The following is a 25528-nucleotide window of genomic DNA, read 5'->3' as shown; positions in this document are numbered from 1 at the left end:
AAATAAGAAATTGTGGTCTAGCGCAAATTTTTTGCTCTGACCAGTGGTAAAAAGCCAAATATGAAAAATTCGGGCTTGTGTATGCTAATAGACTCGCCACAATAATGAGTCAACTTTAATAACGACGTCTGTCCCTAACTAAGAGGTTTCTCAGTGAAACTAGGTCTACTAAAAGAGAGCCAAGCCGATGAAAAACGCGTTGCGTTGATTCCGGTAAACGTGACTCGGTTAATCAAAAAAAACCTCCAAATCCTTGTCGAAAGCGGCGCTGGCGAAAGCGCAGGTTTTAGCGATCAACAATATCAGGAAGCCGGAGCTATTATCACCCCCCGCGAGCAAGTGTTTGAGCAGGCTGACATCATCACTGTGGTTAACTGCAAAGGCAGCCAATTTGATGAAATCAAAACGCTGGCTAAAGCTAACCAACTGTTTATCGGCATGATGGATCCCCTAGCTCACCCAGACAACGCCACGGCGCTTGCCGCAACGGGCACCACAGCTATCGCCCTTGAGCTCGTACCACGCATCACGCGCGCCCAAAGCATGGATATTCTATCGTCAATGGCGACGATCGCTGGCTACAAAGCGGTACTACTGGCCGCCCATAAAGCACCGCGTATGTTCCCTATGATGATGACGGCTGCAGGCACCTTAAAACCGGCCCGTGCCTTTATCATGGGCGTTGGTGTAGCAGGCCTACAGGCATGTGCGACCGCTAAACGCCTTGGCGCCGTGGTGGAAGCTTATGATATTCGCCCCGCCGCGCGCGAACAAATTCTGTCTGTCGGTGCCAAGCCTGTCGAGCTGGATCTGGAAACTGAAAACACCGAGACCAAAGGCGGTTATGCTGCCGAGCAAAGTGATGACTTTATTAAGCGCCAACAGCAAGCCATGACCAATGTGCTAGCACAACAAGATATTGTTATCACCACTGCTGCCATTCCTGGTCGCAAGGCGCCAGTGCTTATCACTAAAGCCATGGTCGAGGGGATGAAACCTGGCACTATCATTGTCGATTTGGCTGCCGAAACTGGCGGCAACTGTGAGCTGACCCGCCTCGATGAAACCGTTGTGCATAATGGCGTCACGATCTTGGGTCCTTCGAATGTACCAGGCACAGCCGCAACCCACGCCAGTCAAATGTATGGCACCAACATTGAAAACCTACTGAAATTGCTCGTCGATAATGACGGCCAACTTCATTTAGATTTTGATGATGAAATCGTGCGCGATACAGTTGTCGTGCATCAAGGAGAAGTGGTTAACGCCCGGATCCGCTCGCTATTGGGCATGCCCGACATTGCTGCGCCAGAGGAGGCTCAATAATGGAAATTTTATTACTACTCACCCTATTTGTGGTGGCCGTTTTTCTTGGGGTGGAACTGATCACTAAAGTCCCACCAACCCTGCATACCCCGTTAATGTCTGGCTCTAATGCCATTTCGGGCATCTCACTGGTAGGCGCATTGCTGTCGGCCGGTTCTGGCGCAGGTGTTTGGGTTAACGTATTAGGATTTATCGCTGTGGTACTTGCCACGATTAATGTGGTCGGTGGCTATATGGTTACCAATCGCATGCTTGCCATGTTTAAAAGGAAATAAGCCAACATGAGTATGACGATTATTTATCTCGCCTACCTCGTGGCCGCGAGTCTGTTTATTTTAGGCATTAAAGGGTTAACTAAACCACGCACCGCTGTACGTGGTAATCAGTTATCGGCCTTAGGTATGTTTATAGCCGTGGTCGTGACCTTGTTCGATCAAAGCATTTTAAGCTACGAGTGGATCATTGCTGGTATTCTATTAGGCGGAACCATTGGGGCCTTGATGGCCACTAAAATCCAAGTCACCGCCATGCCTCAAATGGTCGCTATGCTTAACGGTTTTGGTGGCGGTGCATCGCTGTTTATCGCCTTAGCCAGCTTCCTTGACCCTGACTCGGCCACCCATATCGTGGCGCTGATCTCAATTGCCTTAACGGTACTCATAGGTTCGGTTACCTTGTCAGGCTCGTTCGTTGCTTTTGCTAAGTTACAAGAGTTGATCTCAGGCAACCCAATTAAAGTACCAGGCAATAAAGTGATTAATGCCGCTTTATTAATCGCTGCAATCTGTTTGTCAGTCGCCATAGTGCTAGACCCAAGCAACACGGTGCTAATCTATGCGCTCGTCGCGGTGTCCGTATTATTGGGCTTGTTCTTAGTGGTGCCTATCGGCGGCGCCGATATGCCAGTGGTAATTGCCTTGCTGAACTCCTACTCGGGTATTGCGGCGGCGACAACCGGCTTTATCACGGGTAATACGGTATTGATTGTGTCGGGCTCACTGGTTGGGGCCTCTGGCATCATCTTGACCCAGATCATGTGTAAGGCGATGAACCGTTCACTATTTAACGTCCTATTTGGCGTCATGGCCGAGGGCGGCGAAACTATCGATGCCGACGAAGTTTATGCTGGCAAGGTAACCTCCTCTTCACCAGAAGAAGTGGCGATGCTGCTAGAAACCGCCGAGCGCGTGGTGATTGTACCGGGTTATGGTTTAGCAATGGCGCAGGCGCAACACGCGGTGCGCGAACTCGCCTCAGTGCTAGAAGCTCGCGGCGCTCAAGTGCTCTACGCGATTCACCCTGTTGCTGGCCGTATGCCAGGGCACATGAACGTACTCTTAGCTGAAGCCGAAGTGCCGTACGAGCAGTTAATCGAAATGGATGAGATCAACCCTCAGTTTGAGCAGACCGATGTGGCGATTGTAATTGGCGCAAACGATGTGACCAACCCCATGGCACGCGAGGATAAAGGCAGCCCAATTTACGGCATGCCTATCTTAAACGTCGATAAGGCGCGCACAGTGGTCGTGGTGAAACGCTCTCTCAGCCCAGGGTTTGCCGGCTTACCTAATCCGCTGTTTGCTAAAGATAACACCTTGATGTTATTTGGCGATGGTAAAAAGGCCATTGTCGATTTAACCCAAAGTTTGAAAGAAGCTGATTAATATTGGTATAGGTTAACCCCATAGGGATTAGCCACATTATCTAAGACAGCCGTTAAAAAGACCGCATAAGCGGTCTTTTTTATTGGCTAAAAATACGACCAGCTTTTAGCCCGAAATAGGCGTAGGTTATACCGTGTGTCAGCAACGTTGTCGGCCACGCTTTCGATACCCCGCACATATCGGCACCTAAGTCTTAGCCTCTGCAATTAATATACACCATCTGCCATTAACACAGAGCAAATGTAACAAACTGAGCTTTAACTTGCTAAAGCCAAAATCTTCTGATTATATGCGTCACGTACTGCATGACATTTATCACATGACATCGATACTCATTCTCTATTGCCTAAGGGGAAGATTATGTTGCAAGAGATCGCACTTAAACATCCACTGTTATCGACTGAAGATAGACGCCTTTCTCAAGCTAAATCAGATGAACATTGGGATAGGCTCACTAATGCGCAGCGGTTTGCGTTCTACACTTTAGCCAAACTCGGCTACCAGCTACTGTTTGTTAGACGCACCCCAAACACCTCCACAGCAATAGCCAAACAGGAAGATCAGTTGGTGACCATCAATGATGAAGGTGATATCGACTTTAACCCCAATGTGATATTGCGTGAGCGTCGCCCACCACGGCAACAGTTATAGTGTATCAGTGGTGCAACTTGCCCTTGAGACATCGGCGCGTTTTGCTCTAGCGAGCTCCAAGTGTCAATGAGGCTTAATCACCACTCATGGTCTGCGTATCTAACCACGCTAGCGCCTTTGGCTTACCCATAAGGTGTTCCAGTGTCGGTCGAATCACATCCGCCATTTGTGCCCGGCGCCAAAACATATAATGTGGCAGTCTATAGCGAATACTGCTGCCAAAAAGATGCTGTGACAAACTTGCAAACTCATTTAATTCATCGGCCTGATATTGGTGTAACGTCGGATAAATCTCATCGATTAAGCGATCAAAATCCTTAAACTGACCTAACTCCTGCCAGCTATAACTATGCAGCAACTGAGCCAGCATAGGCGCTGACCAGTGAGAGAGAGCCAGCACATTATCAAACATCGCGAGATTACGTTTATGGTATTGCTGCCAAGCCAGATGCTGGTCTTGCCCTTGCCTTGCCAGCACCCACACGAGGTAAATATCGGCCAGCCACTCATGTTGATAACCCGACAAGGGATGCTGAGTTAACCATGCTGACGCAGAAGAGGTCACAGCCAAATGCCCCTGCTCATGCCAGAGCGTCATTGGCACGGCATTATCAAGGGCTAAGCTATACAACTCACCGCTCCAACGTGCCGACGATAATCGAGGAATATTCTCAGGGTTAAGCAACACCACCCCAGTGATCTCAGGGTGGTCGATAGGTTTCGCCATGGCGCCACGGTTACCCAGCTCTTTAAGCAGCTCTCGCTTGGGTGGCAGTTGCTGACGCGCATCGCTGGGTAACTGGGCTAAACATTGAACAAGCTCAGGCGTATGACAAACCAATGCTTGCCCATGGGACATAGGGACCCACAACCAAGCACTGGCTAGCAGTAACGCCTCTGAGATCACTGTTTCGCCATGATATTTTGTATTATCGCTGTAGTAGATACACCATCTTCAAAGCCAAGCACTTCAACGCTGCCACCGGCGGCAATCACCTCTTTACCCCCTGCGATATCCTCAACCTGATAGTCGCCACCTTTAACCAACATATTGGGCAGCAGGCGGGCAATAATGCGTTGCGGCGTATCTTCACTGAATGACACCACCCAGTCGACCGACGCAAGTCCAGCAAGCACCGCCATGCGGCGATCCAGTTGATTGACCGGACGACCATCGCCTTTGAGACGCTTTACCGACTCATCATCATTAACCGCCACAATTAATCGATCGCCCAAGGCTTTGGCTTGCTGCAAATAGCTAACATGGCCCGCATGTAAAATATCAAAACAGCCATTGGTCATCACCACGCGCTCACCGCGCAGCTTCGCCTCTTCTAGCGCATAAACTAACTGATCTTCGCTTATCACCCCAAAGCCGCTCTCGCCATGACTTAAGTTTAAGGCGGCGATCAATTCGATACGGCTCACCGTTGAGGTGCCTCGCTTACCGACAACAATCCCTGCGGCAGTGTTAGCAATCGCACATGCTTGTGGCAGATCGCTTCCCGCGGCTAAGGCGGTAGCAAGCGCCGAAATAACTGTATCACCAGCACCTGTCACATCGTACACTTCACGGGCCACGGTCGGAATATGTAACTCAGGCGCGTTAGCGGTGATGAGGGTCATGCCTTTTTCTGAACGCGTCACCAACATGGCTTCTAAATCATGCTCTTTAAGCAACGCCTGTGCCTTCTCTACCAGATCCGCTTCATCGCGCACAGTCCCCACAACTTGCTCAAACTCAAGCATGTTGGGCGTTAATAGCGTTGCGCCGCGATAACGAGAAAAGTCACTGCCTTTAGGATCGACCAAGACTTTAATGCCCTTCGCTTTCGCTCTGGCAATAAACTCTTGCGGCTTATCTAATGCGCCCTTAGCGTAATCAGACAGCACCACAACAGATACATCGGTAAATTCGCTCTCGGCACTATTTAACAGCGCTTGACTGTGCGCGGGCAGATAAGGCTCTTCAAAATCTAAACGCAGCAATTGCTGATTACGTGACAAAATTCTGAGCTTAGTGATTGTCGGCTTCTCAGCTACTCTGAACCATTTAGGCTCAACACCTAAGGCTTGCACGCCTTGGGTAAGGGCTGTGGCAGTTTCATCTTCGCCAACAATACCCGCTAGGCGAACGTTGCCGCCCAAGGCTGCAATATTCAGCGCCACGTTAGCTGCGCCGCCCGGTCTATCTTCAACCTGATTGACTCGCACCACAGGTACCGGAGCCTCAGGAGAGATGCGCCCAGTCGGTCCGGTCCAGTAACGGTCTAACATCACATCGCCGACCACGAGAACTTTAGCTTTTTCAAATGCTGGCAGAGAAATCTTCATATTGGGCTTATCTTTTAAAAATTAATCCATGATTATACCTAATTTTACCTAATATTTGAGTTAGAATGTGCAGTAATTTTGATTAATAGATTTGAGTGGCTCGTGGTCGAAAAAGCAGAATTCTCGGTAACATTTTGTCATCCTAAATATTGGCTAGTCTGGTTGGGCGTCGGCTTGATGCGCCTCACTCAGTTGTTACCCCTACCGATGCAGATGTGGCTGGGGAAAATGCTTGGGCGCTTCGCTAAAAGAGTGGCTGGCAGCCGAGTGCATACCGCCAAACGTAATATAGAGCTGTGCTTTCCTGATATGCCAGCGCAAGAGCAAGCGCAATTGCTGAATCGGAATTTTGAAGAGACTGGCAAAGCCATCTTTGATATCGCCAACGCATGGTGGTGGTCAGATGCCAAAGTACAGCGCCATATGACGATTAAAGGCCAAGAACATGTCGAGCAAACCTTGGCTAGCGGCCAAGGGGTTATCTTGTTTGCGGTGCATTGTCTACCCCTAGAGATGGGCGCGCGCATCTTTGGTCAGTTTCAACCCGGTATCGGCGTGTATCGGCCACATAACAACCCATTGATGGAATATCTGCAGGTTAATGGCCGATTACGCTCCAACAAAGGCTTGGTACCTAAGCGAGATTTACGTCAAATGGTGCGCAGCCTCAGAGCCCCCGATGTTATCTGGTATACGGCCGATCAAGACTTTGGCCGTTCAAGCGCTGTCTTTATTCCCTTCTTTAATGTGCCCGATGCCGCCACCATCACAGGCGCAACCACCTTGGCTAAGCTAGGCAAAGCTAAAGTCTTGCCTTTTGTGGTCGAACGCAACGGCGACGATAAGGGCTACACCATTGAAGTCCAAGCGCCACTGGATAATTTTCCCGGCGACAATGAAATCGAAGATGCCATTCGCGGTAACCAAATTATCGAGTCGATCATCAATCGTAATCGCGCCCAATATATGTGGCTGCATCGCCGCTTTAAAACTCGCCCTAATCAAGACGATCCGTCGCTGTATCAATAAGCTCATCATAACGCCAGCGCAGTGCTGGCGTTATGATTGCTACCCGCTGCGAGTCACTTCCCATAATCACTTTTCATAGCAACGTCCCATCGCAAAGAGCTGCAGACTCAGCGCCTCCCTGCGGCCCTTTTACTCGGGTCGATACCCATGTTGTGGTCACTCAGAACAGCGAGCCACCTAAGACAATTTACCTCACTTACGGGCAAGCATGCTAAACGGGCCCCATTCGATTATTGTCATAATATGCTGATATACTGATGCGATTGGTCAATAACCCACAGTGTTTATGTCACTCTCTCCACGCCAACGATTCGCCCAATTACAAAGTGAAGCCCATTTTGTTGACGACCCCCACCAGCGAGCCGCCATCGAACAGTTAGAGCACCTGTATCAACAACTCCACAGCCAAACGCCGCACATTAACGGCCTCTATCTATGGGGAAGTGTCGGTCGCGGTAAGACCATGCTGATGGATCTATTTTGCCAGAGCCTGCCCGCCAATATGCCACTTAGGCTGCACTTTCACCGTTTTATGGCGCGAATGCATCAAGAGATGCGACTCGAACAGGGCCAGCAAAACCCGTTAGAGCGGATTGCCCAGCGCCTCGCTAAGCAGTGCAAGGTTATCTGTTTCGATGAGTTTTTTGTTGCCGATATTGGCGATGCGATGATTTTAGGCAAGCTGTTTGAGGCCTTATTTCGCCGCGGTATCGTGCTGGTTGCGACCTCTAATACCCCCATCGATAAGCTGTATGAAAACGGCTTAGCTCGCGAGCGTTTTTTACCTACCATCGACCTGCTCAATAAGCATACTCAAGCGTTCCATCTTGACGGCCCGCTCGATCATCGTCTGCGGCAATTAACTTATCAACAAACCTACTTTTACAACCATGCTGCTCGGTTTGACGCACTGTTTGAACAACTGCGTGATGACACTGAGGTACAAACCCAGCCGATCCAGATCTTAGGTCGACAGATCCCGGTAATAAAACGCACCCGCAGCACACTTTGGCTAAGCTTCGATGCCCTCTGTGATGGGCCGCGATCTCAACTGGATTATATTGAGCTAGCCAGTTGTTATCGCACTATTTTACTCAGCGACATTCCGCCGCTGGGCGGAGCGCCGCGCTCATGGATACGCGCCCGGGGCACCGAAGATGGCGCACAGGCCACCCAGACTGGCGAGCGGCAGTTACACTACGCTGCCAATGACGATCCGGCGCGGCGCTTTATCGCCTTGGTCGATGAGCTTTACGATCAACAAGTACAGCTGTATTTACATGCCGCCCTGCCACTGGAGCACCTTTATACCCCAGGGGCATTGGCCTTTGAGTTTAAGCGTACCCAGAGCCGGCTGATTGAAATGCAATCACGCCAATATTTAACCGCTACACTTAGCGCTGTCGATAAGAGCGATCACTAGAGACGCGATATGCAAGCAACCATTGATATTAGTTGGGTAGATTTAACGCTGTTTATGCTGCTACTCAGCATCCCAGCAACCATTAATCACTGGCTACAATTGGGGATCGGCCGTGATATTGGCATTGCGGTGCTGCGTATGACGCTGCAACTCCTGCTGGTGGGGATCTACTTACAGTTTTTGTTCGATCTCAACAGTGTCTGGCTCAACTTGACGTGGTTAGCAGCCATGATGTTAATTGGTGCGAGTGCCATTTTAGGCGGCGCAAAATTGCCTAAGCGGGTGCTATTTTTGCCCATGCTAGCCAGCGTCAGCCTGTCGTTATTGCCGGTATTGGCCATTTTACTACTGGGATTACTGCAACCCACGCCCACCTATAGCGCCCAGTATTTGATCCCGCTGGCGGGTATGTTATTAGGCAATAGCCTCAGCGGCAATATCGTTGCCCTGCAGCGCCTATTTAACGCTTTAGAGGAGAATCGCAGTGAATATGAAGGCCGCCTAGCCCTGGGGGCGCGGCCAAAACAGGCCGCTAAGCCTTTTGTTCAACAGGCATTACGCCAAGCGTTAGCGCCCATATTGGCCTCGATGAGCACCACAGGATTAGTCACCTTACCCGGCATGATGACAGGGCAAATATTGGGCGGTAGCGATCCTATGCTGGCGATCAAATATCAGCTGATCATCTTACTGGCCATATTTATCATGCTCAGCTTATGTGTCACCCTCGCCCTCAGCTTGTCGGTTAACTATAGCCTCAATGCCAGCGGTAAACTGTTACTGCGGCGTATTCCATCTGACTAGCGACCGAGTATCAATCTGGTTATTGCGACTCATCACTTCCGAGGACTTGCTCATAGATAGACAGTACCCGCTGGGTATGAGACGCCACCCGCTCCAGCGGCAGCTGGCCGGGTGCTTGCTGTAATGTCAGTCGGTGACTTTCATCACGCAAAAAGCAATAGGCTTGAGTCAAATGTTGGGCACTGAGATGCGCTAATAACTCTAACTCTGAAAGCGTTTCAAAAATGCGCACATTATCAGACCAGGTTGCTAACTCAGGGTGGGTATAGGTATGCGCTAAGACTAGGTATTGGGCAATGAACTCGATATCGGCAATGCCACCGGGACTTTGTTTTAAATCGAAATAACCCGACTCAACTTTCAACAGGTGAGCACGCATTTTCTGGCGCATCTCTCGCACCTCTTTCGCCAGCTGGTTATTATCGCGTGCCATCGCCAGCACATCGCGGCGCAGCTCACTAAAGCGCACCGCCAAGGCATTATCACCAAATAGGAAGCGTGCACGTACTAAGGCTTGATGCTCCCAGGTCCAAGCTTCCTCTTGTTGATAGCGCCCAAAATATTCAATTTCACTCACCAGTAAACCCGATGCGCCCGAGGGACGCAGGCGCATATCGACTTCGTACAGTTCACCCGAGGTGGTACGAGTTGAAAACAGATGTAACACTCGCTGGGCCAGCTTTAAGTAAAAATGACCAATATCAACAGGGCGATCGCCATCGGTTTGGCTACTCTGTGGATATTTTTCGCGGCTATAGTCATGCAAAAACACTAAATCAAGATCTGAGCCATACCCCAGCTCTATGCCACCGGCTTTACCATAACCTATCACGGCAAAGCCCATCTGCTCGCCTTGCAAGTGGGGCGGCACCCCATGGCGCGCCACGACCTGTTGCCATGCCTGCTGAATCACCTGCTCGATGATCGCCTCAGCCAAAAATGTGAGATGATCGCTCACCTGCATCACAGGCAATACGCCGGTGACGTCGGCGGCGGCAATTTTTAACTGCTGCGACAATTTAAACTGCCGTAAGGCTTCCATTTGCTGCTCCATATCCTCTTCGGGAACCCGCAGTAAATATTGGCGTAACTCACTGGGGTAATCGTCGAGCGATGTGGTGTCATACAGCTGCGATGGGTCGATAAGCTCATCAAGCAACATGGGAAATTTGGCTAACTGCTGCGCGATCCACGGACTGGCCACACACAGACTCACCAATTGCTGGCGCGCACCGGGGTTTTCAAACAACAGCTCTAAATAGGTAGTGCGAGTTAAAATTTGATCCAGCACCTTAGAGACCGGCGTAAAGGCCTTAGACGGTGCCGCCAGATGAGTGAATTCCTGCAACAGCAAAGGCATTAATTTATCTAAGGTGTCTCGTCCACGTGGACCTATTGTGCGTTTAGCAACTGTCTCGCGCCAACTTTTTAACGCTGGCCATAAGGCGAGATCGGCAATGCTTTGTTCTTCCATCAGGCTATGTGCATCGTCATCGTCTTGCACATTCCATAACTGTTGCGTCCACAGATCGCAGATCTCTTCGGTATCTTGGCCACCGACGGTGTCGTTAAAATAACGGTGAATTTTACTCATCGCCGCATCGATATGGCTGCGAAGTTCAGCCTCATCCGTCATGTCCATGGCAAAACAGAGACGCTGCCAATCGAGTTCGCTGCTAGGTAAGGTCTGAGTTTGATGATCGCCAATGGCTTGTAATAAGTTTTCGACACGCCTTAGCAGTTGATAGCTGTTTTTCAGCTCATCGACCGCCAAATATTCAAGTTGGCCTAAGTGGTACAGCGTATCGATGGCAGCAAACAGACTCTGCTGGCGCAACGCGGGCTCACGGCCGCCGCGAATTAATTGAAAGCTTTGCACCACAAACTCCACTTCACGGATCCCACCAGCGCCCAGCTTGATATTGTCGGTCAACTTACGCCGGCGCACCTCTTGGCTGATCAGCTGTTTCATCTTACGCAGTGACTCGATGGCCGAGAAATCTAAATAACGCCGATAAACAAACGGGCGTAACATGTCATGTAGCTCATCAGAAAACGCGTTCCACGGCCCCAGCGCGCGGGCTTTCACCATGGCGTAGCGCTCCCAGTCTCGGCCCTGCTCTTGGTAATAATCTTCAAGGCCGCTAAAACTGACCACCAAGGGGCCGCTCTCGCCATAGGGACGCAGACGCATATCGACTCGATACACAAAGCCATCGACCGTCACTTGGTGAAGTAAATTCACTAAGCGCTGACCCATACGAATAAAAAATTGTTGATTGTCTAAGGCGCGCCGACCACCACGGGTCTCGCCATGTTCGGGAAAGGTAAAGATCAGATCGATATCGGAGGAGAAATTAAGCTCACGTCCCCCCAGCTTGCCCATGCCCAAAATCATCAAGGGCTGCGCAACCCCTTCGCTATCGCATGGCGTACCATGTTGCGTGCACATTTGCTGATAAAGCCAATCGCGCGCCGCAATAATGAGCGCTTCGGCTAGCGCCGATAAATCGAGTAGGGCTTCATTGAGTGAGGCATAGCCTTGAAAATCACGCCAGGCCAAACGCACCATTTGCCGATTGCGATAGCGGCGCAATATGGCTTTGACCTGCTCTTCATCGCTAGCACCCGCCAACAAGGAGTTTAACTCGTTGCTGAAATCGGCACGGTCTAGGCTTGCTAATTGCCCTTCAAATAACGACATGATCCAGTTTGGGTGGCGGCAAAGCTGCTCGGCGACAAAGTCACTTAAACCGAGCATCTGGCGTAATTGTGCCTCTTGCTCTGTTGTTAACTGCTCAGACATATCAGGCCAAACGTCAGTCAGGCGTTGCCATTGCAATTCTGCGGCTTGCTTAACCACTGCGGGTAACGGGTGATGCGTGATATTTTCCATAGCCTAAACAATCCCTAACATTTAAACATTCGACATAATATGTCTCGAATGATATAGATATGCGTTAATTCGCGCGATATGGCTTATCGAGCCCTGTGCCGCAATAAAAAGGGCCGCAGGAGACGAAATTGATCGCGTTTAAGGGTTACTATAACCCAACTAGTCGCTATATTATGCAAAGAAGTGCTCAACGGTTCATCCTTTATCCGTTGTAATCTAACCTTATGTTTATGGAGAAAACATGGCAGTAATGCTAATGCGCATTCTCACCCTGACCTTACTGCTGACCTTAACGGGCTGCGGTGATGACAGGCCAGAAAAAATCGCAAAATTTCAACAGCTCGCCCAAGAGCGCATCAATAATCTGGGTCAGATGCTCGACAATGGTGAGATCCGTAATGCCAACCTACTCAGGCAGTATGTTGAGGTGCTCGAAGGACAAAAAACCGATCTCGCCCCACTGCTGCGCGAGTTAGCCAAAGATGCAACGTCAGCCGGGCCTATGTATACCTCGCTGCAACGACGCCTTAACGAGCTCAGTGATGGCAATAACTTTGTCGATCTGGATCAACAGCTCAGCGAAGCAGAAAACCTCTATCAAGCCGCCGATCCTAGCCTGTTTAACGATATGCTGTCGGATCCGGTTAATGTGGTCGCCGATATGTCAGATGGCGCCTTGGCACGGGTCAATGCCATCAGCCGTGAGGCGGCAGTACTGGCCAATGGCGCCGAAGATTTTGGTGCAGGCAGTCAACTGGTTGGTAACCCCGCCTACGGTAATTGGCAAACAGGCTCCGACGGCATGTCGTTTTGGGCCTGGTATGGCATGTATGCCATGTTCTCTAATCTGGTGCGCGGCCCAGTGTATTACGACCGTTGGTCGAGCCGCCGTAACTACAGTTATTACAATGATGTCGGTCGCTACCGTTACACATCACCGAAACAAGCTCAGGCGCAGAATCAAACCTTTGAGCGTACCAAAAAGCAGTTTAATGCCCAGGGGAAAAAGTTCGACAGCCCCTATGCCAAGCCGCGTGCAGGTTCTACTAGCTTGTCACGCCAAAGTGCCAGCGTGCCTAAAGCCAGCACGGCTGGCCGCAGCAGTGGCAGTAAATTTCGCTCTAACTACTCCAAAAACAGCAACTTTAGAAATTCAGGCAGTCGCACGACACGCGGTGTCCGTCGGGGCAAATAAAGGAAATTAAGATGACAATATTGCAACACTTCGGTATCACCACCGAACTGGCCATCATTTTGGGGATCGATCTTGCTATCGCCATTATCCTCCTTACGGCGATACGCTACCTGCAGGGCTGGACCGTTAAGGTGAACAGCACCCATGAACTGTCTGAGCGCGATAATTTTGCCTTTGGTATCAGCACCGCTGGCGCAGTGGCAGGCTTAGGCATAGTGCTAACGGGCGCCATCACTGGTGAGGCGGCCGAGTCATACTGGGTTGAAGCTATCGGCATGAGTGCCTACGGCATCTTCGGCTTAATGCTGATCAAACTGGGGCGCTTTTTACACGATAAGATCGCCCTTAACGAGATTGATAAAAACGCCCTCATCATTAAGGGTAATATTTCGGTGGCAATTGTCGATGCCACCGCAGCCATCGCCACTGCCATTATTATTCGCGCCGTACTGATTTGGGCTGAAGATCTGACTCTAGATACCTTTATCGCTATCTTTAGTGCATTTGCTATTTCACAACTCATGTTGGTGTTACTCACCCGCATCCGTGAAAAAGGCTACGCTAAACGCCACCAAGATACCTCGATGCAACAAGCCTTAGCTCAAGGTCAAACCGCATTAGCCATTCGCCACAGCGGCTATATGTTAGCGATGGCGCTGAGCTTTAATGCCGCCAGTCACTTTATTATTTTTATCCCCGATGCCTATATCAACAATATTATTGGCTGGTTAGTGTTTTCGGTGATCATGCTGCTGGCGCTCTCTTTGCTGCAAGCCTTAGTGAAAAAGTTAGTCTTAGCTAACATCAATTTGGCCGAAGAGGTGGAGCTGCAACACAATGTGGGGATCGCCACCGTTGAATTGGCCATTAGCGTGGCTATCGCCCTTATTTTAACCAGTTTGATGGTGTAATCTAACCACACCAGCAAGGATGTAATGCACTCTTCTCCCACGACTGCGCCAACCTCGGTTGGCGCCAAAAAACTCACCTGGTTTGACGATCTACTGTTGCTGGGCATCATGGCCGTACTGGCTGGCTGCGGTCTGATTTACGAATACTTATTGTCTCACTATGCCGGGCGAGTGCTCGGCGCATTAGAAGCCGCCATCTACACCATGATTGGCCTAATGATCGTCTCCATGGGTATTGGCGCCTTTGCGGCGCGAAAAATTCGCTGCGCTTATACTGGCTTTGCGATTTTAGAACTCAGTGTCGCCCTGTGCGGCGCCTTGGCGATTTTAATCACCGCCGCCGTCATCGGCTTTGGTCAGCAGCTGCCGATGCTGATCGCTAACACTATCGGCCTGCCACCCGATCAGCTGCCTCAAGGCGGCTTTATCGGCAGCTTGCAAAAACTAAGTGAGTATCTGCCCTATTTTTGGGGAGTATTGCTGGGCTTGATGATCGGCATGGAGATCCCGCTGATCGCCAGAGTCAGACAATCCCTGTGTGAAGCCCATTTGCTGCACAATGCTGGCACCATTTATGGCGCCGACTATATTGGCGCAGGGGTAGGCGCGGCGATTTGGGTGACATTGATGTTAGCCATCGATATTCAACTGGCGGCGGCCTTAACCGCCAGCTTTAACCTGCTCGCAGGCTTCATCTTTATTTGGCGCTTTTGGGATAATATCACTCACGCCAAATTACTGCTCGCTGGCCATATTATCGCTAGCGGCTTGTTAGTCCTGCTCGCCAGCCATGGGCCGCAGTGGGAGCAACAATTTAATAACTTGCTCTACAAAGATAAAGTGATCTACGCCAAGGCGACTCGCTTCCAACAGCTAACCTTTACCGAACGCTTACGCGGAAATGATCTGCCCCCGGTGTATTCGCTTTACATTAATGGCCGGCTGCAGTTTTCTAGCCAGGATGAGCATATCTACCATGCGTTTTTAGTTCATCCGACACTCGAAGCCAGTGCGCGCCATGACAAGGTGCTGATAATTGGCGGCGGCGATGGCTTAGGCTTACGCCAAGTCCTCAAGTGGCAACCCCAGCAGGTGACACTTATGGATCTGGATGCGGACTTAGTGGCGTTATTTAAAAACCCCAATGACGCCATGCCGACGCGACTGCGTCACGCCTTGCTTAAGCTCAATAATGATGCGCTCAACGACAAGCGGGTCGAGCTGGTCTTCGATGATGCCTTTAATGGCGCCGATAAACTGATCCGCCGCGGCGATAAATTTGATGCCATTATTGTCGACCTACCCGACCCGAGCCATCCGGATCTCAATAAACTCTACTCCGACATGTTTTACCTTAAACTCAAAGAGCTACTGAGCGCAGACGGCGCAATTACGATCCAATCGACCTCGCCCTATCATGCCCCTAAGGCGTTTATTTCTGTGGGTAAGACCCTCGCCAGCGCAGGGTTTAATATGCAGCAATATCACCATAATGTGCCCAGTTTTGGCGAGTGGGGCTGGAGTATCGCCACCCTTGCAGGCAAAGCGCCACGTGAGCGTCTGCAAGCGCTGGCCCAGTTATCGATAGAGGAAGCTTGGTTAACGCCGGGGCTTATCAAAGGGGCATTTGAGTTTCCTGGCAACTATTATCAACACGCCGATGAGGTAAAAGTGAATGAGATTGGCTCAATGCAGCTGTATCAGTATCATCAACAAGCTTGGTCTGAAAATGAAAATCTAACCCTATTTTGAATCGTAAAATAGCGCTTGACATATTATGTCTCAGTGCTATCTTTAACCGCAGACATAATATGTCAAAGAGGACAACTATGAACATTCACCAAATTGCCAACCACCTCAATGATCTTGGCGACAATAGCCACACTGGCTTTCAGTTTGATTGCTATCCCATTGACGGTGATGTTGAGGTGTTACAAGTCAATATTGTTGGACGTGAAGAGATACCGTTATTTGTGTCGGTCACAGAGAATCAGGTGCTGTGCATCAGTTATCTGTGGGGCGAAGATGAAGTAAAACCCGAGCGTCGCAGCCAGATGTTCGAAACCATGCTAGAGCTTAATATTCCCATGCCGCTGTCCTCTTTTGCCAAAATTGACGACAAATACGTGGTGTACGGAGCGCTGTCGGTCAACTCGAGCATGAAAGAAATTGAACAAGAGTTATCGGTACTGTCGGATAACTGCTTAGAAGTGATCGATGAACTCAGCGAGTTCTTAAACTAGATTCAGACCAAATTAACTTGTGGTAACTGTGAGCGAGACATTCGGTTTTTAGCACACGATTACACTGTAGAGGAGTCTCATAATGGGCATTCTAAATAAGATTTTAACCGCGTTTCGCGGCGGCGCGACCGAAGTGGGCCAAAGCATTGTTGATGCCAACTCCACGCGTATTTTTGAGCAAGAGATCCGCGATGCAGAAAAGCACCTCACTAAGGCTAAGCGTGAGCTAACCGATGTGATGGCTAAAGAGATGCATGCTAGCCGCGAAATCGACCGTCTAAAACGCGCTGTCGCCGAGCATGAAGGCTATGCCACTCAGGCGCTAGAAAAAGGCAATGAAACCCTGGCGCTAGAAGTGGCCGAGAAGATAGCCCAACTAGACCAAGAGCTTGCCGAACAGCAGACGGCTAACGATAGCTTTAGTGCTCATGCGACCCGACTCAAAGAGTTAGTGCGTAAAACCGAGCGCCAGCTGGCAGATTATCAGCGCCAACTCAGCATGGTTAAAACCACTGAGAGTGTACAAAAAGCCACGGCAACCATTACCGACTCATTTGCCAGCAGCAACTCAAAACTACTGAACGCTAAAGATTCACTCGAGCGCATTAAAGCACGTCAACAACAGTTTGACGATCGCTTAAAGGCCTCTGAAACCTTAGCCGAAGATAACAGTGATAAATCGCTACAGGCCAAATTAGCCGAAGCGGGCATTGGCGAACAGAAATCCAATGCCAATGCGGTACTCGAACGCCTTAAAGCGCGCAAGTAATCGCTGTTAAGTTTGCTACAAAGCACTTTGGGGCTTGCCTTAAGGTGCTTTTAGCCATTTTCGTTAGTGTTAGGAGTATCTCATGGGATTCTTAAAAGGGCTCTTTAGTAAAAAAGCCCCAGCGCCACGTCAACTAAGCCACCCCAATCATCTCCAGCTTGGCGATATGATCACCCTCGATGACAGCTTTGCCCTGCCCGAACAACTGCGCGGCCAACAACTGCGTGTCGAAGCGATCAACACCTATGAATTTGAACGTCGACAATCGACCGAATGGGTGTTAAAAGGTCATGGCAGTGAAACCCTGTTTTTATCACTCGACGAAGATGATGAAACTCATCTGTGTTTTGCCCTAAAAATCACCCGCAGCCAAGTTGAACAAATTGTCGACCTTGACCAATTTAGTGATATTTTTGAAGAAGATGTTCAGGCAAGCCTCAATATACTGCCCACAGCACCTGAATCACTGAACGCTTGGTTAGGCAGCCAATATCATCAGATTAACTTTGCCCAATTTGGCTATTTTCACCGTCAAGATTATCGTGGCATGACACCTCCCCAAGACGAAGATACTAATAGTGGTGAGCCATTTGAGCTGTATCAACTACTCGACGATGAAGAACGTTATGGCATTGAAGTCGAGGTCTATGAAGGCGGTGAGACCGATGTCATGTTGACCCTGTATCGCCCATTGAGTGATATTCGTGAATACTGGCCAGGCAAGTAATAAGCGCAGCAGCGCTAAATCCGCAGCCCCCTTAGCGACTTGCCGCCCAGCAGAGGTAACGATAGATGAGTAAAATTAAACAACCGCTCCCGGAGCAGTGGTTACAAAACCAAAAGGCCGCCAAGGCCACGCAAGTGGCATTCGATCTAGATGAAAAGTTTCAATACTCCATCCGAAAAGCGGCACTGGATGCTGGGGTTAGCCCCTCGGATCAAATCCGCACTATCTTAGGATTATCGGTCACTAAACGCCCCAAACGTCCAAGACTCACGGTATCGCTCAGCCTAGATGATTACCAACTACTGGCGCAAAAATACAACCTGCCCCCTAACGAACAGCTGGAAATAAAACGCCGGGTGTTGGATGACTTGGTTCATTTTGTTGGAGAAAACGAATAAGATTGTGTCTCATATACAACACAAAAGGGCGCGAGATTAACCTGCGTCCCGTTTAGGGAACCATTTTATGGCAGAGAAAAAACGTTGGTTACCGCCAATGGAGCAGGCCCCATCACCGTTTCAGCTAGCCATGATGGCGCTATCATTAATCTCTGTGGTCGTGGTATTGATGCTCACTTTTGCCAAGCTCGACACTGAAACTCGCCGACTGCTATTATTTGTCGATGCCAGTATTTGCACCATTTTCATCAGTTATTTTTTCATCAATCTGTTTCGCGCCGACGATAAGCGTCACTATATCAAACACAATTGGATCGATCTTGTTGCCAGTATCCCGGCGATTGAACCGCTGCGCATGGCAAGGTTATTTCAGATCTTACGGGTGATTCGCCTACTCAGAATGACCCGCTCAATCATTGTGCCCATGATGAAACAGCGACGTCAGGCGACGCTTGCTAGCCTACTAGTGGCCTTGGTCACCTTACTCACCTTCGCCTCAGTATTGATATTAATTGTAGAAAGTGGCGAGCCTGGGTCGAATATCCATACCGCTGAAGAGGCCATCTGGTGGGCGCTGGTAACTATTTCCACCGTAGGTTATGGCGACCATTATCCGGTCACCACCATAGGCCACTTTATCGGCGGTCTAGTCATAGTGTGTGGTGTGAGCTTTTTCGGGGTGATATCGGGCTATATGGCCTCGATTTTTATCGCTCCCGATGAGTCAGAAAAGTTAGATACTCAGAGCGAAGAAATTCGTAGTGATCTTCATCATGCCCTGCAACGAATGGAGCAAAACCAAGCCATACTGCTACAAGAGGTGGCTGAACTTAAACAACAGCTCCAGCAAGACAAGTCGCTCAAACAAGATAGTCCCCCCCCCAGATAGCCAACATGGTTAATGCTAAGGGGTTGGCCAGCCATATCAGCATTAAACCACAAAGCTCAACACCGCCAATGCCAACATAAGCCCAATTAAGGCTTGGGAGCCCAAGCGCTGACACCAAGCCTTAGCCGGAATTAACGCCAGTAAGGCGTTACCTTAAGGGCTGAGCGGCGCGAATGTTCCATCGCCACCAATAAGCTCTGTTGTTGCTCATCGAGCCAAGGCTGAATCGCCACATTGTGCGCCTTAGCCAGCTTTGCTAAACATTGGTAGGCAATTAAGCTGCTGATCCCTTGGGCTAAATCATGCCAAGGAGCGTTAAATAGCGCTCTTGATTTGACGCGATACAAGTCGCCATAAGCGATGCCCACTAAGTGACTTTGCTCTAACGCCTTACCCAGCGAGAGCAAGTCATCACGGTTTAATGCCGTCTCAGACGACATCATAGTACTCACTTGCCGCCATGAATCTTCTAGCTGGATATTGGCAAATTGCACCAGCTCAGACGAGAGATTAAGCGGCAGTAAGCCTTCGCGATAGGCAAATAATAAGTTAACCAACTTGAGCTGCAGATGGCCATAATTGGTATCTGCCAACATAGTTTGCATCATGCCGGGTAAATCCAGTGCAACTAAAGCCTCGGTGATTAATGGCTCAACCCCCTCCATCTGCGGCAGCGTCGCTAACAGAGTGTCGCTTTGAGTTAATAAGGTGCTGTAGCCTAAAGCTGTATCCACTGGGGCCAGATGTTGCTCTATGCGCGCAAAAGCCTGTGATAAGGGCTCATCTAACAGACCAAATGACATCAAAGTAGAGCGCAGCAGCCTGATACAGGCGCGCAGCCGATATACCAGTTCTGGTTGCTCAACACACTCGGTGGACGCTAACACCATGGCTTCAAGCAATTGCCAACGCTCCAGCCCAATACTAAGCACAGTTAATAATGCCTGTTTTGGCGTTGCCTTATCGCTTAAGGCGATAACATCAAGCGCCTCTAACTGCTGTGGGCTTGCCATCGCGGCCAAGCGATACCCTCGCTGCGCCTTACTGGCTCGCCCCAAACGCGCAGAGACCTGCTCGGTGACTTGCTCGCCCAATGTCAATAACGCCTGCGTCTGGCCAGCAAGCAGCTCAAACTCGATTTCACATATAGGTTCACTGACACCATTGGCAGTGATAGTGCCAATATCTAAGGCCACCTCAACCAAGCTATCTTGCAGATAAATATGCCAAATCATCCGGCTAAAATCGGTATCAAATAGCGAGTTTAATTGGCGCTGCACTTTATCGATGTCAGCACCTGCTGGCCAAATTTTAGGCGGGAAGCGTGATAAATCGACCTTAGGTTGATCGATATCAATATTGTATTCGGGGCGAGAATGCACTCCGCCCACAACACTGCCCGCAGTCTTGATAGTCTGCTCATAATGGCCATCGCAACCGCGAATACGCAGCCCCATGTCCCATTGCCGCAGCTGTAAGTCTGGGGTATCAAAATAACTATTACTGAGATGTTTTACGCCTTTTGACTCACTATGAGGTAAACTGTTTAGCAGTGACACCAAGGCTTGTCGTTCTTTTTGTGGGAAAAATAGTTTAAGTTCTATTTCGGCTACCATTCGCCAATTGCTCACTTTTTGATTAATAAATTCGCTTCTGTAATGCAGCTTTCATTATTATTTAATGAAAACGTCATAATGTAATATTGCTGTCACAAAAGCACTTTAGGATTACGCTTTGCAGTTTCTATATAACTCGTTAGAATAAAAACTGTCAGTTTTTATATAAAAACACAGTTTCAATACGTGGACGCTTGGGTTAACATGCGCCCGCATTTTCCAACAGTGGAATAACCTAAATAGGTACACGGCAATGCCAGTAAACTCTATTTTGGGCGTGTTTGCAAAATCGCCAATCAAACCGTTACAAGAGCATATCGATAAAGTGCACTATTGTGCGTCGATACTTGTACCATTTTTTGAAGCAACTGTCGCAGGTGACTGGGACAAAGCCGTTCAACTTCGTAAGCAAATTAGCCAAGCGGAACGTGAAGCGGATGATCTTAAAAGAGAGATCCGTCTGACTCTTCCTGGTGGCCTGTTTATGCCAGTTGAACGAACTGACTTACTGGAGCTACTTACCCAGCAAGATAAGATCGCTAATAAGGCGAAAGACATTTCAGGCCGCGTCATTGGCCGTCAACTACTTGTCCCCGCAGCTATACAAGAACCCTTCACCGCCTATTTACAACGCTGTATTGATGCTGTTGTGCAGGCTAAGGAAGCCATTAACGAACTCGACGACCTACTAGAAACAGGTTTTCGTGGGCGTGAAGTCGATCTTGTAGCTAAGATGATCAGTGAACTCGACCAAATCGAAGAGGACACAGATGATCTACAAATCAAAATCCGTCGCCAGTTATTTAGCATTGAAAATGAGCTAAATCCTATCGATGTGATGTTCCTTTATAAGATAATTGAGTGGGTTGGTGACTTAGCAGATCTTGCTGAGCGCGTCGGTTCTCGCTTAGAGCTAATGTTAGCTCGCGTCTAAAAAACAAGTTATCAAGGTATCAACATGGTTGATGTATTAGTCACCAACGGCCCATGGCTTATTGCTATTGCGGCCGCATTTGGATTTTTAATGGCGTGGGGTATCGGCGCAAACGATGTCGCCAATGCAATGGGAACCTCTGTAGGTTCAAACGCGATCACCATTAAACAAGCGATCATTATTGCAATGATCTTCGAATTCGCTGGCGCCTATCTTGCCGGCGGTGAAGTTACCAGCACGATTCGAAAAGGGATCATCGATTCAGCGTATTTTGTCGACTCACCCGAGTTATTGGTTTACGGCATGATTGCGGCGCTATTAGCTGCAGGTATCTGGTTAGTGGTTGCCTCGGCATTAGGATGGCCAGTATCGACGACTCACTCAATTGTGGGCGCGATAGTGGGGTTTGCCTCGGTCGGAGTGGGTGCTGACTCAGTGGCTTGGGGTAAGGTGTTTGGCATTGTGGGCTCTTGGGTGGTCACGCCAGCCATCTCCGGTTTTATCGCCTTTATGATATTCCAAAGCGTACAAAAGTTGATTTTCAATACCGAAAATCCGCTTGAAAATGCTAAACGTTATGTGCCGTTCTACATGGGTTTAGCTGGCTTTGTCATGTCACTTGTGACCATCAAGAAAGGGCTAAAGCACGTTGGTTTGCATTTCAGTGATGTTGAGTCTTATGCATTAGCCATAGGCATTGCCATCCTTGTTGGTCTTGGCGGTATGGTGGCGATTAAACGTCTGAAGATGAGCGACAAAGCCGATCGTCAAACCCAGTTTGGTAACGTTGAGAAAGTGTTCGCCATCTTGATGGTGGTTACCGCTTGTTGTATGGCATTTGCGCACGGCTCTAATGACGTTGCTAACGCCATTGGCCCACTGGCCGCGGTTGTTTCTGTGGTCAACAGTGGCGGTGAGATCAGCAGCAAAGCCCCATTGGTATGGTGGATCCTACCTTTAGGTGCCGTGGGTATTGTGATGGGTCTGGCTATCTTTGGTAAGCGCGTTATGCAAACCATAGGTAAAAATATTACCCACCTTACTCCTAGCCGTGGTTTTGCCGCCGAGCTAGCAGCCGCATCTACCGTGGTTATCGCCTCGGGCACCGGTTTACCTATCTCTACCACGCAAACCTTAGTGGGTGCAGTATTAGGTGTGGGGATGGCACGTGGTATTGCCGCTATCAATATCGGTGTGGTACGTAACATCGTGGTATCTTGGGTGGTCACTTTACCTGCTGGTGCGGGTCTATCGATCATCTTCTTCTTTACCATCAAGGGTATTTTCGGCTAATCGCTTGATAGTATTGATAGCACCACTAAAAGGAAGCCTTAAGGCTAATGCTGATCAGTTAAGCATATAAACGATCAGTTGACCGATCTTTAAAAGGCTTCAAAATCCAATATCAGAAATGATATTGGATTTTTTTATGTCTTTAGAACAAGCTTTCTGCACCGCTTTTGAATACCACCAAGAAGCCACAGCTTTTACCAATCTTAATCACTTATTGGATGAAAACATCATCCAGCAAGCCTTTGAAACTGCGGGGGTCGCCACAGTAAGAAAACGTCGCTTACCCCTTGATGCAGTTATGTGGTCTGTCATTGGTATGAGTTTTTACCGACAACAGTCTGTATGGGAGCTTGCGACTCATATGGAGTTGATGCTACCAGGTAAAAAGAAGCTCATTGCCCCCAGTGCTCTTGTTCAAGGGCGCCAGAGGTTAGGTGTGCAGAGTATGAAAAATGCCTTTCAAATGATGGCAAAACATTACTATAGCAACACTCAATTTGAGACATGGTGTGGACTGAATTTATTAGCCGTTGATGGTGTAGTCTGGCGCACTCAAGACACCGCTGATAATCGTAATGCTTTTGGCTCACCATCAAATCAACATGGTGACACCTCATTTCCTCAGGTTCGTATGGTGTGTCATATGGAGCTCACTAGCCATCAACTGATAAATAGCGCGTTTGATGGTTATAAAACGAGTGAAATGAAGCTAGCAGAAGCGCTCATACAGTCAACTCCAGACCATAGTCTCACGATGTTCGATAAAGGTTTTTACTCCTTAAACTTGCTACATCAATGGCAACTAGGTGGTGAAGAGCGGCACTGGTTAATCCCTGCGAGAAAGGGGCTTCAGTACGAGGTTTTACACTCAAATGGCCGGTTAGATAAACAGGTGAAATTGGCAATAACCGCCCAAGCCAGACAACAAAACCCAGCGCTACCGACGCATATAGAAGCGAGGCTGGTGACAAAATCAATAAAAGGTAAGACGCATCAGGTATTAACCTCAATGGTCGACCCATTACGCTTTCCAAGTGCTGACATCGTTGAGTTATATAATCATCGATGGGAAATAGAGCTTGGCTACAGAGAGATGAAACAAACCCTACTAAACAGCGAGTATACGCTAAGAAGTAAAAAATCAGAGATGGTAGAACAGGAACTTTGGGGCTTACTACTTGGCTACAACCTGATGCGTCAAGCAATGACTGAGGCCGCATCAAGAAAAGGAATATGGGCCAATCGCCTCAGCTTCAGTAATTGTGCGAGTACGATACTAAGTTACCTAGCAAGATTACCACTGATGAACCCAGGAAATTTACCCAAACATTACGAGCAACTGATAGAAATGCTAGGTAACTTCGAGCTACCAACGAAACGAGAAGATAGGGTGTACCCAAGGGCTATAAAGTCAAAACCAAGCAAATATCCCCATAAAAAGAAAAATGCCAATCAGCTTAACTGACTGGCATTAGCCTTAAGGCTTCCTTTTTTATGGCCGCCACATGGGCCTACTACATAGCCACAGAGCCTACAACCACACACCATGATTGATCTCTGTCGTCATTTGACAAAATATCAGCCTCGCCACCCCTTGCAAAAAGACCGTGAAATCCCTAGCATGTGGCAATATTTCGTTGAAGAGAACTCAAAGTGTTAAGACTCCTATCTATCGTTGCATTGATGTTGCTGTCAGCGACGCTTTCGGCAGCAGAACAAACCCGTTATATTTCAGATAACGTCTACATCTTCCTTCATGGCGGCCCCGGCACTCAGTTCCGTATTTTAGGCAGTATAGAAGCAGGGCAAGCCATCACTTACTTAGGTGAGACTGAAGGCGACTACGTTAAGATTATCGACCACAAAGGCCGTGAGGGTTGGGTAGATGGTAATCTAGTCATGACTAGCAAGAGCTTTCGAGTGCAATTACCCGAAGTCGAAGCCAAACTGGCTCAGGTACAAACTGAACTCGATACCTTGACCAATGAAAGCAGCAACAGCACTCAACTTATCCGTCAACTTCGCTCTCAGCTTGCCAACAGTGAGCAAGCGCTTGCCGTAGCCAGTAGCGAACGCGACAGCGCCACACGCGAGCTAGCAAAAATCCAAAACAACGAGCGTTTCGAACAGCTCAAGCAAGGCGGTATGATTGCCGGTATCGGCTTAATTCTTGGGGTGATCATCGCTTACCTGCCAAGACCACGTCGTCGCCAGAAGAATCGTTGGTAATAACTATTAGCGCTTTAAAAAAGCCAGCAGCTAGGCTGCTGGCTTTTTTGTGCATTACACTTTTTGATAGCCAAATGTCAGGGAGTTACCACATCTGAGCAGCACAAAGCCACCTTGTCAGCCGCTGCGATAACGCCAGCCCGCGATGACAACAAATGGATTGCAGCAGACACCATAGCGATTAAGGTCAACACGAC

General features: G+C 49.0%; 23 protein-coding genes. 19 read left to right on the top strand and 4 right to left on the bottom strand.

All coding sequences use genetic code 11. The features are described 5' to 3' along the window. The first annotated feature begins 153 nt into the window (after positions 1 to 153). The 4 genes from AC5YBX_RS03305 to AC5YBX_RS03290 all read left to right on the top strand — a co-directional run bounded on the left by AC5YBX_RS03305 (position 154) and on the right by AC5YBX_RS03290 (position 3641). Positions 154 to 1326: a Re/Si-specific NAD(P)(+) transhydrogenase subunit alpha gene (locus AC5YBX_RS03305; RefSeq protein WP_494524357.1), complete on the top strand. Its 1173-nt coding sequence runs from the start codon at positions 154 to 156 to the stop codon at positions 1324 to 1326. After that, complete coding sequence (locus AC5YBX_RS03300; protein WP_248977486.1) at positions 1326 to 1601, top strand: NAD(P) transhydrogenase subunit alpha part 2; 276 nt, start codon at positions 1326 to 1328, stop codon at positions 1599 to 1601. The genes AC5YBX_RS03305 and AC5YBX_RS03300 overlap by 1 nt, the downstream gene beginning before the upstream one ends. 6 nt (positions 1602 to 1607) lie before the next feature. Next, positions 1608 to 2990 carry an NAD(P)(+) transhydrogenase (Re/Si-specific) subunit beta gene (locus tag AC5YBX_RS03295; protein WP_494520007.1) on the top strand — a complete coding sequence of 461 codons (1383 nt, stop codon included), beginning with the start codon at positions 1608 to 1610 and terminating at the stop codon, positions 2988 to 2990. Between the two features lie 360 nt (positions 2991 to 3350). Continuing rightward, positions 3351 to 3641 carry a hypothetical protein gene (locus tag AC5YBX_RS03290; protein WP_494520008.1) on the top strand — a complete coding sequence of 97 codons (291 nt, stop codon included), beginning with the start codon at positions 3351 to 3353 and terminating at the stop codon, positions 3639 to 3641. 73 nt (positions 3642 to 3714) lie between these two features. On the opposite strand, the gene AC5YBX_RS03285 is transcribed toward AC5YBX_RS03290, so the two are convergent. Together AC5YBX_RS03285 and hldE are read right to left on the bottom strand one after the other, a co-directional pair. Further along, positions 3715 to 4548 carry a hypothetical protein gene (locus AC5YBX_RS03285; protein WP_494524356.1) on the bottom strand — a complete coding sequence of 278 codons (834 nt, stop codon included), beginning with the start codon at positions 4546 to 4548 and terminating at the stop codon, positions 3715 to 3717. Beyond that, positions 4545 to 5975, bottom strand: coding sequence for a bifunctional D-glycero-beta-D-manno-heptose-7-phosphate kinase/D-glycero-beta-D-manno-heptose 1-phosphate adenylyltransferase HldE (gene hldE, locus AC5YBX_RS03280; protein WP_494520010.1), 1431 nt, complete (start codon positions 5973 to 5975; stop codon positions 4545 to 4547). The genes AC5YBX_RS03285 and hldE overlap by 4 nt, the downstream gene beginning before the upstream one ends. A gap of 102 nt (positions 5976 to 6077) precedes the next feature. Between hldE and AC5YBX_RS03275 the strand changes: the two genes are divergently transcribed. From AC5YBX_RS03275 to AC5YBX_RS03265, 3 genes are all read left to right on the top strand, one after another. Next, positions 6078 to 7004 carry an LpxL/LpxP family Kdo(2)-lipid IV(A) lauroyl/palmitoleoyl acyltransferase gene (locus AC5YBX_RS03275; protein ID WP_494521661.1) on the top strand — a complete coding sequence of 309 codons (927 nt, stop codon included), beginning with the start codon at positions 6078 to 6080 and terminating at the stop codon, positions 7002 to 7004. A 286-nt stretch (positions 7005 to 7290) separates the two neighbouring features. Then, positions 7291 to 8427 carry a cell division protein ZapE gene (gene zapE, locus AC5YBX_RS03270; protein ID WP_494520011.1) on the top strand — a complete coding sequence of 379 codons (1137 nt, stop codon included), beginning with the start codon at positions 7291 to 7293 and terminating at the stop codon, positions 8425 to 8427. Positions 8428 to 8436: 9 nt separating this feature from the next. Beyond that, a complete protein-coding gene (locus AC5YBX_RS03265) occupies positions 8437 to 9231 on the top strand; it encodes an ABC transporter permease (RefSeq protein ID WP_494520012.1) in 795 nt (264 codons plus the stop codon). A gap of 19 nt (positions 9232 to 9250) precedes the next feature. Here AC5YBX_RS03265 and glnE read toward each other — a convergent pair whose 3' ends face one another. After that, the gene (gene glnE, locus AC5YBX_RS03260; RefSeq protein WP_494520013.1) at positions 9251 to 12127 is read right to left on the bottom strand and encodes a bifunctional [glutamate--ammonia ligase]-adenylyl-L-tyrosine phosphorylase/[glutamate--ammonia-ligase] adenylyltransferase; all 2877 of its coding nucleotides are present in this window, start codon (positions 12125 to 12127) and stop codon (positions 9251 to 9253) included. 241 nt (positions 12128 to 12368) lie between these two features. On the opposite strand from glnE, the gene AC5YBX_RS03255 reads away from it, so the two are divergent. From AC5YBX_RS03255 to AC5YBX_RS03220, 8 genes are all read left to right on the top strand, one after another. Continuing rightward, a complete protein-coding gene (locus AC5YBX_RS03255; protein ID WP_494520014.1) occupies positions 12369 to 13322 on the top strand; it encodes a hypothetical protein in 954 nt (317 codons plus the stop codon). A gap of 11 nt (positions 13323 to 13333) precedes the next feature. Then, positions 13334 to 14233: a DUF350 domain-containing protein gene (locus AC5YBX_RS03250; RefSeq protein ID WP_494520015.1), complete on the top strand. Its 900-nt coding sequence runs from the start codon at positions 13334 to 13336 to the stop codon at positions 14231 to 14233. 24 nt (positions 14234 to 14257) lie between these two features. Further along, positions 14258 to 15985, top strand: a complete 1728-nt coding sequence (locus AC5YBX_RS03245; RefSeq protein ID WP_494520016.1) for a polyamine aminopropyltransferase — start codon at positions 14258 to 14260, stop codon at positions 15983 to 15985. Positions 15986 to 16062: 77 nt separating this feature from the next. Next, positions 16063 to 16476: a YjfI family protein gene (locus tag AC5YBX_RS03240; protein ID WP_110455921.1), complete on the top strand. Its 414-nt coding sequence runs from the start codon at positions 16063 to 16065 to the stop codon at positions 16474 to 16476. An 82-nt stretch (positions 16477 to 16558) separates the two neighbouring features. After that, entirely contained in the window at positions 16559 to 17245 is a 687-nt protein-coding gene (locus tag AC5YBX_RS03235) for a PspA/IM30 family protein (protein ID WP_494524355.1), read from the top strand. Positions 17246 to 17327: 82 nt separating this feature from the next. Continuing rightward, positions 17328 to 17972, top strand: a complete 645-nt coding sequence (locus AC5YBX_RS03230; protein ID WP_494524354.1) for a hypothetical protein — start codon at positions 17328 to 17330, stop codon at positions 17970 to 17972. 65 nt (positions 17973 to 18037) lie between these two features. After that, positions 18038 to 18370 (top strand): hypothetical protein, encoded by a 333-nt coding sequence (locus AC5YBX_RS03225; RefSeq protein WP_494520019.1) that lies wholly within the window; start codon positions 18038 to 18040, stop codon positions 18368 to 18370. 67 nt (positions 18371 to 18437) lie between these two features. Further along, complete coding sequence (locus AC5YBX_RS03220; protein WP_494524353.1) at positions 18438 to 19259, top strand: ion transporter; 822 nt, start codon at positions 18438 to 18440, stop codon at positions 19257 to 19259. A 131-nt stretch (positions 19260 to 19390) separates the two neighbouring features. Here AC5YBX_RS03220 and AC5YBX_RS03215 read toward each other — a convergent pair whose 3' ends face one another. Then, positions 19391 to 20875 carry a CYTH domain-containing protein gene (locus AC5YBX_RS03215; protein WP_494524352.1) on the bottom strand — a complete coding sequence of 495 codons (1485 nt, stop codon included), beginning with the start codon at positions 20873 to 20875 and terminating at the stop codon, positions 19391 to 19393. Between the two features lie 253 nt (positions 20876 to 21128). Between AC5YBX_RS03215 and AC5YBX_RS03210 the strand changes: the two genes are divergently transcribed. From AC5YBX_RS03210 to AC5YBX_RS03195, 4 genes are all read left to right on the top strand, one after another. Next, on the top strand, positions 21129 to 21809 hold the full coding sequence (locus tag AC5YBX_RS03210) for a TIGR00153 family protein (RefSeq protein ID WP_110455915.1): 681 nt from the start codon (positions 21129 to 21131) through the stop codon (positions 21807 to 21809). Between the two features lie 24 nt (positions 21810 to 21833). Further along, positions 21834 to 23102: an inorganic phosphate transporter gene (locus AC5YBX_RS03205; RefSeq protein ID WP_494520022.1), complete on the top strand. Its 1269-nt coding sequence runs from the start codon at positions 21834 to 21836 to the stop codon at positions 23100 to 23102. A gap of 136 nt (positions 23103 to 23238) precedes the next feature. Beyond that, on the top strand, positions 23239 to 24567 hold the full coding sequence (locus AC5YBX_RS03200) for an IS4 family transposase (RefSeq protein WP_494523596.1): 1329 nt from the start codon (positions 23239 to 23241) through the stop codon (positions 24565 to 24567). Between the two features lie 188 nt (positions 24568 to 24755). Continuing rightward, positions 24756 to 25331, top strand: coding sequence for a TIGR04211 family SH3 domain-containing protein (locus AC5YBX_RS03195; protein ID WP_494520023.1), 576 nt, complete (start codon positions 24756 to 24758; stop codon positions 25329 to 25331). Positions 25332 to 25528: the final 197 nt, after the last annotated feature.

Source organism: Shewanella sp. 492, from assembly GCF_059338445.1.
This window is presented reverse-complemented; position numbering and strand designations above follow the sequence as displayed.

Coding starts and splice junctions, on each gene's coding strand:
- AC5YBX_RS03300 (WP_248977486.1), top strand. CDS start 1,326: ATGGAAATTTTATTACTACTCACCCTATTTGTGGTGGCCGTTTTTCTT.
- AC5YBX_RS03295 (WP_494520007.1), top strand. CDS start 1,608: ATGAGTATGACGATTATTTATCTCGCCTACCTCGTGGCCGCGAGTCTG.
- AC5YBX_RS03290 (WP_494520008.1), top strand. CDS start 3,351: ATGTTGCAAGAGATCGCACTTAAACATCCACTGTTATCGACTGAAGAT.
- hldE (WP_494520010.1), bottom strand. CDS start 5,975: ATGAAGATTTCTCTGCCAGCATTTGAAAAAGCTAAAGTTCTCGTGGTC.
- zapE (WP_494520011.1), top strand. CDS start 7,291: ATGTCACTCTCTCCACGCCAACGATTCGCCCAATTACAAAGTGAAGCC.
- AC5YBX_RS03265 (WP_494520012.1), top strand. CDS start 8,437: ATGCAAGCAACCATTGATATTAGTTGGGTAGATTTAACGCTGTTTATG.
- glnE (WP_494520013.1), bottom strand. CDS start 12,127: ATGGAAAATATCACGCATCACCCGTTACCCGCAGTGGTTAAGCAAGCC.
- AC5YBX_RS03255 (WP_494520014.1), top strand. CDS start 12,369: ATGGCAGTAATGCTAATGCGCATTCTCACCCTGACCTTACTGCTGACC.
- AC5YBX_RS03250 (WP_494520015.1), top strand. CDS start 13,334: ATGACAATATTGCAACACTTCGGTATCACCACCGAACTGGCCATCATT.
- AC5YBX_RS03245 (WP_494520016.1), top strand. CDS start 14,258: ATGCACTCTTCTCCCACGACTGCGCCAACCTCGGTTGGCGCCAAAAAA.
- AC5YBX_RS03240 (WP_110455921.1), top strand. CDS start 16,063: ATGAACATTCACCAAATTGCCAACCACCTCAATGATCTTGGCGACAAT.
- AC5YBX_RS03235 (WP_494524355.1), top strand. CDS start 16,559: ATGGGCATTCTAAATAAGATTTTAACCGCGTTTCGCGGCGGCGCGACC.
- AC5YBX_RS03230 (WP_494524354.1), top strand. CDS start 17,328: ATGGGATTCTTAAAAGGGCTCTTTAGTAAAAAAGCCCCAGCGCCACGT.
- AC5YBX_RS03225 (WP_494520019.1), top strand. CDS start 18,038: ATGAGTAAAATTAAACAACCGCTCCCGGAGCAGTGGTTACAAAACCAA.
- AC5YBX_RS03220 (WP_494524353.1), top strand. CDS start 18,438: ATGGCAGAGAAAAAACGTTGGTTACCGCCAATGGAGCAGGCCCCATCA.
- AC5YBX_RS03215 (WP_494524352.1), bottom strand. CDS start 20,875: ATGGTAGCCGAAATAGAACTTAAACTATTTTTCCCACAAAAAGAACGA.
- AC5YBX_RS03210 (WP_110455915.1), top strand. CDS start 21,129: ATGCCAGTAAACTCTATTTTGGGCGTGTTTGCAAAATCGCCAATCAAA.
- AC5YBX_RS03205 (WP_494520022.1), top strand. CDS start 21,834: ATGGTTGATGTATTAGTCACCAACGGCCCATGGCTTATTGCTATTGCG.
- AC5YBX_RS03200 (WP_494523596.1), top strand. CDS start 23,239: ATGTCTTTAGAACAAGCTTTCTGCACCGCTTTTGAATACCACCAAGAA.